The organism is Streptomyces sp. NPDC051684, assembly GCF_044453445.1.
In the GTDB taxonomy this organism is placed as follows: Bacteria; Actinomycetota; Actinomycetes; order Streptomycetales; family Streptomycetaceae; genus Streptomyces.
The window spans coordinates 44371-51209 of record NZ_JBITCS010000050.1; the positions used below are offsets into that span (position 1 = coordinate 44371).

Below are 6839 nucleotides of genomic sequence, written 5' to 3' on the forward strand. Positions count from 1 at the left end.
ACCATTGACGCAAGCTGGCAAGGCCGATTTGATCGCGGTCGCCGGTCACCCCCGACAGGCACGCACCTCTCGCACAGCCCCCTCGCACGTCTCCCTCTCCCCTGCCGTCAGGAGATCGATCATGAGAAGCGAACCACCAGGCCTGCGCCGCTCCCTCGGTGTCGTCGACGGCATCGCCATCGCCGCGTCCAGCACCGCCGCGACCACCAGCATCGGCATCGGGATGGGTTCGCTGGCCGCGACGGTCGGGCTGCACGCGCCCGCGGTCCTGCTGGTGGCGTTCCTGCCGATCCTGGGGATCGCGGTGGCCTACGCCCGCCTGAACCGCCAGGAGCCGAACATGGGCAGCGGCTACGTCTGGGTGGGCGGTTCGCTCGGCCCCTGGCTGGGCTTCCTGACGGGCTGGGTCACCCTCGTCGGCACGCTGGTCTTCATGGCGTACACGAGCGCGGTGACGGGCTCGGTCTTCCTCCAGTTCGCCAACAAGGCCGATCTGCACGCCCTGTTCGGGCTCGACCTCGACCCGAACTCGACGGCGCTCTCGACGGTCGTCGGCCTGCTCGTGCTCACCGCCGTCACCGTCACCGCGGTCACCGGCGTCCGCAAGGCGACCCGCCTCCAGGCGTGGCTGCTCGTCTTCGAGTACGTGGTGCTGCTCGGGTTCTGCGGCTGGTCCCTGGTCACCGGCTCGCACGCCTTCCAGTGGTCGTGGTTCAACCCGTTCGACATCCACGGCGGCACCGCCTTCGCGCAGGGCCTGGTCCTCGCGGTGTTCTTCTACTGGGGCTGGGACGCGGCGTTCACGGTCACCGAGGAGACGAAGGACGTACGGGACGCGGGGCGCGGCGGCCTGATCGCTCTCTTCGCGATGCTCGGCCTCTTTCTCTACGGTTCCGTGGCCTTCCAGCGCGAGATGTCGCTGCCCGAACTGGTCGAGCAGGGCCCGCAGGCCCTCACCTACCTCGGCGCGAAGCTCGCCGACGAGCCGGTGGCCAGCCTGCCGCTGCTCGCGCTGCTCTTCTCGGCGGTGGCGTCCTTGCAGGCCAGCGTGATCCCGACGGCGCGCGGACTGCTCGCGATGGGCCGGGACCGCACGATGGGGCCGATCTGGACGCGGGTGAGCCCGCGCTACGGTTCGCCCGCCGCCGGCACCGTCGTCGTGATGTCGATCGCGGCGGCGGTCGCCCTGCTCGCCCTGGCGATACCGAAGTTGAACGAGATGATCCTCGCCGCGGTGAACTCCATCGGGCTCACCGTCGCCCTCTACTACGGCCTCACGGCCCTCGCCTGCTCGGTCCGCTTCCGCTCACTGCTGCGCACGGCACCCCGGGAGGCGGTGCGCGCGGTCCTCGTGCCGGGGCTCAGCGCCCTCGCGCTGCTCGGCATCGGCGCGTATCTGGCGTACTCGTACGCGACGATGAGCGACCACTTCGAACTGTCGCCGGACAACGGCTGGTTCATGCTGGCGGTGCCCGCGGCGATCGTCGTCTCCGGCCTCGTGATGGCCGCGGTCGCCAAGTACGGCCGCCGCTCCCCCTACTTCAGGACCGGGCGCGGCACCGACGCCGACTCCGTCGAACTGGTCGGGCCGACGGCCCACTGACCAATCCTCGCACCACCCGTACACTCACTAGGAGTTGAGACCATGCCCGCACCCGCCGACCTCGTCCTCACCGGCGGCCCCGTCCACACCGGCTCCCCCTCCCGCTCGCGCGCCACGTCCGTCGCAGTGCGGGGCGAGCGGATCGTCGCCGTCGGCCACGACGAGGTGCGCGAGTTGATCGGACCACGCACCGACGTCGTCGACCTGGCAGGCAAGTTGCTGGTCCCCGGCTTCCAGGACGCGCACGCGCACCCCGTGGGGGCGGGCATGGAGATGGGCCAGTGCGACCTGAGCGGCTCCACCACGCTCGCCGAATACCGGGAGCTGATCGCCGCGTACGCGAGCGCGCACCCGGACGCCGAGTGGATCACCGGGGGCGGCTGGGCGATGGAGGCGTTCCCGGGCGGGCTGCCGACGGCGGCCGAGCTGGACGACCTGGTGCCGGACCGGCCGGTGTATTTGGTCAACCGGGACCACCACGGCGCCTGGGTCAACTCGCGCGCGCTGCGGGCCGCCGGACTCGACGCCCGCGCCCCGGACCCGTCGGACGGCCGCATCGAGCGCGCGGCGGACGGCACACCGACCGGCATGCTCCAGGAGGGCGCCGCGAACCTCGTCGGCCGCCTGCTCCCGCCGGTCACCCGCGAGGAGCGGATCGCGGGGCTGCTCCGCGCCCAGGAGCACCTGCACTCCCTGGGCGTCACGGCCTGGCAGGACGCCATCCTCGGCGACCACGCCAACCTGACCGACCCCACGGACGCGTATCTGGCCTGCGCCGACGACGGACGGCTCACCGCGCGCGTCGTGGGCGCGCTGTGGTGGGACCGGGCGCGCGGCACCGAGCAGATCGAGGAACTGCTGGCCCGGCGCGCGGCCGGCACCCGCGGCCGGCTCCGCTCGACGACCGTGAAGATCATGCAGGACGGGGTCGCGGAGAACGGCACGGCGGCGCTGCTCGGCCCGTATCTCGACGGCTGCGGCTGCCGCTCGGACAACAGCGGGATCAGCTTCGTACCGCCCGAGGCGCTGAAGAAGTACGTGACCGAACTGGACGCCCACGGTTTCCAGGTGCACTTCCACGCGCTCGGCGACCGGGCCGTCCGCGAGGCACTCGATGCCGTCGAAGCGGCACGGGGGGCCAATGGTTGGACGAACACGCGCCCGCACCTCGCGCATCTTCAGGTCGTGCACCCCGACGACATCGGCCGCTTCCGGGAACTGGGGGCGACGGCGAACATGCAGGCACTGTGGGCGGCGCACGAGCCGCAGATGGACGACCTGACGATCCCGTTCCTGGGGGCGGAGCGGACCGCCTGGCAGTATCCGTTCGGGGCGCTGCTGCGGGCCGGGGCGACACTCGCGGCGGGCAGCGACTGGCCGGTGAGCAGCCCGGACCCCTTGCAGGGCATTCATGTGGCGGTGAACCGGATCCTGGCGGACGCACCCGCCGGGACGCCGGTGTTCCTGCCGGAGCAGCGAATCGGCCTCGGTGACGCGCTCACGGCGTACACGTCCGGCAGCGCGTACGTGAACCATCTCGACGCGGAGACGGGGGTGATCGCGGCGGGCTACCTGGCCGACCTGGCGGTCCTGGACCGCGACCCGTTCGCCGGCCCGGCGGAGGAGATCGGCTCGACGAAGGTCGAGCAGACCTTCGTGGACGGGCAACGGGTGTTCACTGGCTGACGCGCCGGCCAATCAAGCCCCGCCGGCGATTGAGGCGCGGGGCCCGGGGCAGAGCCCCGCGACCCCGCCCACGGCACGGCGCAACCAGGAAACCCGGTCTCAATCCACGCTGGGCAGAATGTGCGGCTCCGCCAAATCGTCCTCGTACCCCGCGAGGCGGATCGGCGCCGACCTCGCCCAGACGTCGAGACTGCCGAGCTTCTCCGGCCTGCGCCGGCCGGCCCGCTCGGCCCGGTCCTTGGGGCTCTGTTCGCGATTCGTCTTCTCTGGTGTCACCGCGCACTCCTTGTGTGTCGGGTAACCCGCTCCGGCAGTCCGGCCCAGCGTCGCGCGGGGTCCAGCGCCCGATGGGCTTGTGTAGAGGGCCAGTTCGGGCGCGGTGGCGCCGGTTGTCGCTGGTGGGATCGGCCGTGGTTCTCGGTCTCTCCCTGTACGGCCACCATGGGTCAAGGTGTCGGACCCACTTGCGGTAACCGTGCGGCTACAGCCTAACCATATGAGCGGGGGTCCGCTCACTGGGGCTGAAATCTCTGGGTCTTTCGGAGGTCGCCTGGCGTTCATTCAGCCACGGGCCCCCGGTCCGGCGCGACGGGTTTTCGCTCGTACGGGGGCACTTCAGGACAACGCGGCGTGTCGCCGCGCGGTGACGGCGTACCCCGAAGCGTCGTCCGGGGCCACCGGGGCACGTGGGGCGGGGCGGTCGACGCGGGAGTTTGGCGTCAACTCGCCCCTGCCTCCGCTCGCTACTCGCTCTCGACCGGCACGCCCTCCGCCCGCCCGCGCAGCGCCCGTACGAGGAAGAACGCGCTCACCAGCACGCCGGCCACGACGAGGACGAGGAGGTCCGGCACGCGGTCGCCCATGCCGCGCGCCCACTGCTCGGCGGCGAACGAGTTGTCGACGTCGAGGAGTCCGGGCAGCGCCGTCGTCCCGTCGAAGACGAGGAACAGCGTGCCGAGCGCCAGGAAGAACAGGCCGGAGGCGAGCGACGTCGAGTGCGTCTGGAAACGGCCGATGCGGACCGGGCGGCCGCGCAGCCACCGCTTCTTGCCGAGGTCGAACCGTTCCCACAACAGGGCGAGCAGGAACAGCGGTACGGCCATGCCCAGGGCGTACACCGCGAGCAGCGCCCCGCCGTACACCGGGTGTCCGCCGAGCGCCGCGACCGTCAGGACGCTGCCGAGGATCGGTCCCGCGCAGAATCCGGCGAGTCCGTAGACCGCCCCGAGCGCGTACACGGACACCGCGTTGGTGGGCCGGATGCGGCCGGAGAGCTCCGACATGCGGCGCGATGCGAAGCCGCGGCCCGCGATCTGGAGCACGCCGAGCGCGATGATCAGCCAGCCGCCGACAGAGACGAGCAGGTCACGGTTGCCGTAGAAGAAGCGTCCCGCGTACGAGCCGGCGGCGCCGAGCGGGACCAGGGTGGTGGCGAGCCCGAGGTAGAAGACTCCGGTGCGGGCGACGAGCCGGGGCGGGCTGTCGATGGAGTACGCGAAGAACGCGGGCAGCAGCAGGGCGCTGCAGGGGCTGAGCAGGGCGAGCAGGCCGCCGAGGAACGCCGCGAAGTAGCCGATGTCGTTCACTTGCCGCCGCCGGACTTCGCGGACTGCGCCTTCGCCGCCTCGATGGCCTGCTCGAAGGCGGCCTCGGGCTGGGCACCCGCGATGGGCGTCCCGTTGATGAGGAAGGAGGGCGTGGAGGTGGCGCCGAGCGCGTACGCCTCGTCGCTGTCCTGCTTCACCGCGGCCTGCGCCGCCTTGCCCGCGCGGTCGGTGCGGAACCGGTCGAGGTCCTTCACCCCGGCCTCGCGGGCGAGCGCGTCGAGGCGGTCGGCGCCGAAGCCCTTGTCCTTGGCGCCGTCCGCGTAGGCCGCCTTGTGGAACTGCCAGAAGCGGCCCTGCTGACCCGCGGCCCAGGCCGCGCGCGCGGCGGACTGCGAGTCGGCGCCGAAGATCGGGAAGTTGCGCCACTCGATGCGCAGCGTGCCGTCGTCGACGTACTTCTTCACCAGGTCGGGTTCGGTGTCGCGGGCGAACTTGCCGCAGTAGCCGCACTTGAAGTCGGCGTACTCGATGAGGACCACGGGCGCGTCGGCGCGGCCCTGCGCGAGCGGGTCCTTGGCGTCGCGCCGGGCGAGCTTCACGAGCTTGTCGGTCAGCTCGTCCTTGGCCTCGGTGGTGTCCCCCTGCTGAGCGGACATGTCGGCCGCGTCGGTACGGGTCTCGGGCCTGGTCGCGGTGTACGAGACGGTGCCGAGGAGGATCGCGGCCACGGCGACCGCGGCGGCGATCGCGGCGGAGCGGCGCTGCTTGGCGCGGGCGGTGGTGGTGTTCTTGGGCATGACGAAGTCGTCCTTGCGTGCGTGGGGAATGCGTGATGACGGGTGGGGCGGGGCGTCATCTACACGCGCAGGACGGACAGTTCGACCGGGGTGGGCGGGTCCTTGGGCGGCGGCGGTCCGCGGCCTGCCGGGGTGGGCGGCACGATGCCCGTGAGCGGCGCGGCGACGCCGTGCGCGTACGCGAGCGGGGCGAGGAGTTCGTGGGCGCTCGTGCCGCGCGAGGGCACGCCCTGGCGGCTGTCGGGGGCGTGCGGCCCCTGGGGGGCGCAGTCGGTCGAGCCGCCGGGCGACGTCCCCTGTTGCACGGACGCGAGGGCCGGGGCCGGTTCGACGGGCGCGCCGCCGAAGTCGCTGCCCCATGCCGCGCCCACCACGGTGACCAGGAGGGTCACCAGGAGAGCGGGGACGACGGTGAGGCGGCGCATGCGGCAATTCTGCACCATGGGAGAAAGGGGACAGCGTTCACGTCCTGTTGACCGGTGGGTCGGCTCGTCCTCGGTTCGCCATGGTCTGCTTCCGGGCAGGCTGCGGAAGAGCTTCGGGAGGAGTCGTCCATGGAACGCGTCGAATTGCGCACCGTCGAGGAACTGATGGCCTCGTTGAACGCCTGCCGGGGCTCCTGGGACACCCCCGACCGCAGCGGTGACCCCGTCGATCTGCACGACCACGCGCTGCAGACGGCGGCGCTGCTGCGCCGCTCCCGGCCCAGCGACAAGGAGTTGCAGGTCGCGGGGCTCGTCCACGACCTCGGGCACCTGCTGTGCCCGGGCGACGACGCGGGGCACGCGGACCGGGCGGCGGACGCGGTGCGCGGGCTGCTCGGCGAGCGGGTGGCACAGCTCGTACGGCTGCACGTGCCGGCGAAGCGGTATCTGGCGACGACCGAGCCGGGGCGCGGCCTGTCCCCGCAGAGTGCGCTGACGCTGGGCCTGCAGGGCGGGACGATGACGCCACGGGAGGTGGCGGCGTTCGAGGCGGACCCGCACGCGGAGGACGCGGTGACGGTGCGGCAGGCGGACGACGCGGGCAAGGTCGTGGGCCTGGACGCGGGGGACCTGGAGGACTGGCGCCCGGTCCTCGAACTCGTGGCGGCCACCCAGGCCTCGTACACCCACTAGGGCTTGTCGTTTGGATCAGGCCGGATCAGGGAGCGGGGCCTGGTGCGTGCGATCGCAAGGCGGAGGAGGGAGGCGACGCGGAGCGTCG

At 72.2% G+C, this 6839-nt stretch carries 7 protein-coding genes; 3 read left to right on the plus strand and 4 right to left on the minus strand.

What is annotated here, in order from left to right; genetic code table 11:
* Positions 1 to 121 precede the first annotated feature (121 nt).
* Both ACIA8D_RS37540 and ACIA8D_RS37545 read left to right on the plus strand, forming a co-directional pair.
* Positions 122 to 1603 carry an APC family permease gene (locus tag ACIA8D_RS37540; RefSeq protein ID WP_399239214.1) on the plus strand — a complete coding sequence of 494 codons (1482 nt, stop codon included), beginning with the start codon at positions 122 to 124 and terminating at the stop codon, positions 1601 to 1603.
* A gap of 42 nt (positions 1604 to 1645) precedes the next feature.
* Positions 1646 to 3289, plus strand: coding sequence for an amidohydrolase (locus ACIA8D_RS37545; protein ID WP_399239216.1), 1644 nt, complete (start codon positions 1646 to 1648; stop codon positions 3287 to 3289).
* Between the two features lie 99 nt (positions 3290 to 3388).
* Here the strand turns inward: ACIA8D_RS37545 and ACIA8D_RS37550 are convergent, their stop codons facing one another.
* The 4 genes from ACIA8D_RS37550 to ACIA8D_RS37565 all read right to left on the minus strand — a co-directional run bounded on the left by ACIA8D_RS37550 (position 3389) and on the right by ACIA8D_RS37565 (position 6058).
* Entirely contained in the window at positions 3389 to 3565 is a 177-nt protein-coding gene (locus ACIA8D_RS37550; RefSeq protein ID WP_267072111.1) for a hypothetical protein, read from the minus strand.
* Positions 3566 to 4032: 467 nt separating this feature from the next.
* Positions 4033 to 4875 (minus strand): cytochrome c biogenesis CcdA family protein, encoded by an 843-nt coding sequence (locus ACIA8D_RS37555; protein ID WP_399239219.1) that lies wholly within the window; start codon positions 4873 to 4875, stop codon positions 4033 to 4035.
* Positions 4872 to 5633 (minus strand): DsbA family protein, encoded by a 762-nt coding sequence (locus tag ACIA8D_RS37560; RefSeq protein WP_399239221.1) that lies wholly within the window; start codon positions 5631 to 5633, stop codon positions 4872 to 4874. The genes ACIA8D_RS37555 and ACIA8D_RS37560 overlap by 4 nt, the downstream gene beginning before the upstream one ends.
* A 59-nt stretch (positions 5634 to 5692) precedes the next feature.
* A complete protein-coding gene (locus tag ACIA8D_RS37565; RefSeq protein ID WP_399239223.1) occupies positions 5693 to 6058 on the minus strand; it encodes a hypothetical protein in 366 nt (121 codons plus the stop codon).
* 129 nt (positions 6059 to 6187) lie between these two features.
* Between ACIA8D_RS37565 and ACIA8D_RS37570 the strand changes: the two genes are divergently transcribed.
* A complete protein-coding gene (locus ACIA8D_RS37570) occupies positions 6188 to 6751 on the plus strand; it encodes an HD domain-containing protein (RefSeq protein ID WP_399239225.1) in 564 nt (187 codons plus the stop codon).
* Positions 6752 to 6839: the final 88 nt, after the last annotated feature.